The sequence below is a fragment of the Nostoc sp. FACHB-888 genome (assembly GCF_014696655.1).
Classification (GTDB): domain Bacteria; phylum Cyanobacteriota; class Cyanobacteriia; order Cyanobacteriales; family Nostocaceae; genus Nostoc.
On sequence record NZ_JACJQM010000343.1, the window covers coordinates 1 to 2,895 of the forward strand.

Annotated in this window: 2 protein-coding genes and 2 pseudogenes; all 4 read left to right on the top strand. The window is 47.0% G+C overall.

What is annotated here, in order from left to right:
* The coding region (locus H6G26_RS40455) for a PAS domain S-box protein (RefSeq protein WP_190737622.1) at positions 1 to 1,377 on the top strand (1,377 nt) is incomplete at its 5' end.
* Positions 1,378 to 1,384: 7 nt separating this feature from the next.
* A complete protein-coding gene (locus H6G26_RS40460; protein ID WP_190737624.1) occupies positions 1,385 to 2,014 on the top strand; it encodes a response regulator transcription factor in 630 nt (209 codons plus the stop codon).
* Positions 2,015 to 2,296: 282 nt separating this feature from the next.
* Positions 2,297 to 2,446, top strand: a pseudogene (locus H6G26_RS40465) (disulfide bond formation protein DsbA); the annotation flags it as partial.
* Between the two features lie 209 nt (positions 2,447 to 2,655).
* Positions 2,656 to 2,895 (top strand): annotated as a pseudogene (locus H6G26_RS40470) (hypothetical protein); the annotation flags it as partial.

Below are 2,895 nucleotides of genomic sequence, written 5' to 3' on the forward strand. Positions count from 1 at the left end.
ACCGAAGCCGCATTGAGACAAAGTGAAGCGAATTATCGCAACCTGCTACAAACCGCGAATTCCGTTATCATTCGCTATGATTCGCAAGGACGAATTCGATACATCAACGATTATGGGGTGAAACTCCTGGGCTATGAAGAACATAAGATTTTAGGGCGAACCCTATTTGAAACCATCATTCCAGACATCGAAACCTCTGGACGCGATATGAGACCCATGATCCACGATTTACTTCGCAATCCTCAATCATACCCGCAAGGCGAGGGGGAAAACCTGTGTCGAGACGGTCGACGAGTTTGGATGTCCTGGTCGAATCAAGCCATCTTCAATGAACAGGGAGAGGTCGTTGAAATCTTATCGGTTGGCAATGACACCACCCAGCGTAAACAAGCAGAAGAAGCCCTACAAGCCTCTGAAGCAGAACTGCGGGCACTCGTTTCAGCCATTCCCGATCCGCTGTTTGTCCTTACTGCCCAAGGGCGACTGGTCGAAGCAGTCGAAGTGAAACCGAATCAGTTGTATCGACCTATTGAGGAGCAGATTGGTCAAACACTGCACCAGATTTTTGCAAAAGAACAAGCCGATGAATTCCTGGGTTACGTTCGGCAAGTACTGAGAACCCAACAAATGCTCACAGTTGAGTACAGCTTGCAGATAGCTGAACAAGAAGCCTGGTTTTCGGCTCGCATTGCCCCAATCAGCCTCGATCAGGTAATTTGGCTAACGCGAGATATTACGGCGCTGAAGCAAGCAGAAGAAGCCTCAATTTTAGAGGAGCGCAACCGCATGGCACGCGAAATTCACGATACACTCGCTCAGGCGTTTACAGGTATTCTGGCTCAGGTGGGTGCTGCAAACCAGGTGCTCACGGATGATGTAGAAGCAACTGGGGCACATCTAGACCTGATCAAAGAATTGGCGCGAACTGGACTGACTGAAGCACGGCGATCGGTCGTCGCGCTGCGTCCTCAGCTTTTGGAAGAAGGCAATTTACAGAGCGCTCTACATCGTCTCATCGCTCAGACTAGAGCTGCCGCAATGGATACCACTTTATATTATGAGATTGAAGGTACGGTGTATTCTCTACCGACTGAAGTCGAGAGTAACCTACTACGGATGGGGCAGGAAGCATTGACTAATGCGATTAGACACGCCAATGCTGACGAAATTCGGGTGGAGCTAGTATACGATCGCGACCAGGTTTGCTTGCGCGTGAGAGACAATGGACAGGGCTTTGGAGTCGGGAATATTCCAGCCTCTGAGGGTTTTGGCTTACTCGGTATGAGCGAACGGGCAGAGCGCATCGGCGCACAACTGACGATTAGGAGTCAACCTGGGCAGGGAACAGAGATTATTGTTACCGTCAATCGGAAGTAGCATCACGATGAGCCAAGCCACAACCATTCGAGTTCTAATTGCAGACGATCATGCTATTTTTCGGCAAGGATTAGCCACGATTATTAACCGTGACCCAGATATGCAGGTGATTGCCCAAGCCGAAAATGGGAAACAAGCGATCGCTCTATTTAGGGAACACCAACCGGATGTCACGCTCATGGATCTGCGAATGCCTGAAGTGGAAGGAGTTGCCGCCATCGGTGCAATTTGTGCGGTCGTTAAATCTGCTCGGATTATTGTACTGACCACGTATGATAGTGACGAAGATATTTACCGGGGATTGCAGGCAGGCGCAAAAGGATACCTGTTGAAAGAAACTGAACCGGACGAGCTTCTGAATGCCATTCGTACCGTTCATCGCGGTCAGAAGTACATTCCGCCTGATGTGGGAGCAAAGTTGGTACAGCGCCTCAGCAATCCAGAACTGAGTGAAAGAGAACTAGAAGTACTCCGCTCACTGGCGCAGGGGATGAGTAATGCTGATATTGCGGCTGCTTTGAGTATCGGTGAAGGCACAGTTAAATCTCATGTCAATCGGATTTTGAATAAGTTGGATGTGAGCGATCGCACTCAAGCGGTGATTGTTGCCGTTAAACGCGGCATTGTCAGTTTGTAGAGTGTACTTTCTTTCGCTCAGATTCGGATTCTAACTTAAGTTATAGCTAGCCTTCTACTTTGCGATGGCACGGTTACTCTATCAATTTGTACTGTAAAAATTTTAACTTGCTGTAGACGACGGCTTAAAAGCGATCTCCTATATTGAATTTATGCAAACAGTTATGCAATCAGTGGATTGAACAAATAAATTGCAAGGTTCCATGCTTGATGCAAATGTAGAAAAATGAACGACGATCGTAGCCACAGTTCCTTACTTGTACCGCCTTCAGCCCAAGATTAAATTCAAGGTGTGTTGAGTGCCAAGGTAGTGCTGGTGATGTATGGAGACTATCAATGCTCTAGAAGTGCGGATGTTTACAAGCTGATTAAAGTGCTCAAAGGAGAACTTAGTGCTTCTTTTGGAGAGGATGATTTATGCTTTATCTTCCGTCAGCAAAGGTACTATTCTCAGGCAGACGCGACGCAGAAGGTGAAAAAACCGCCAAACTGATTCGTGAAACAGGCGCTGAATGCTTATACGTCCATTGAAACAAGTTCACTAACATCACAAGAATCTGACAAATCATTTTAAGAATCTGAAAGCAGTCAAGCATTGGAACTCAAGACACTTTAGATAGATAGAACCAGGAGTATTTAATCATGGTCAAAGAGCAAACTGTAGACGGACAAGCTTCTTTACAAGCAACTACCAATTTGACACCAGCCCAGGAGTATTTGCAAGCACTTTGGGAAGAGCATTTACAGTACGAGTTTGGCACTCACAGTACTGAAGATGCCGTCGCTACGATGGTTGAAGATGCTTACGTTAACCACATCCCGGTAATGACTGGGGGAGTCGGGAAACCAGCAGTGCGCGAGTTTTATTCCAAATACTTGATT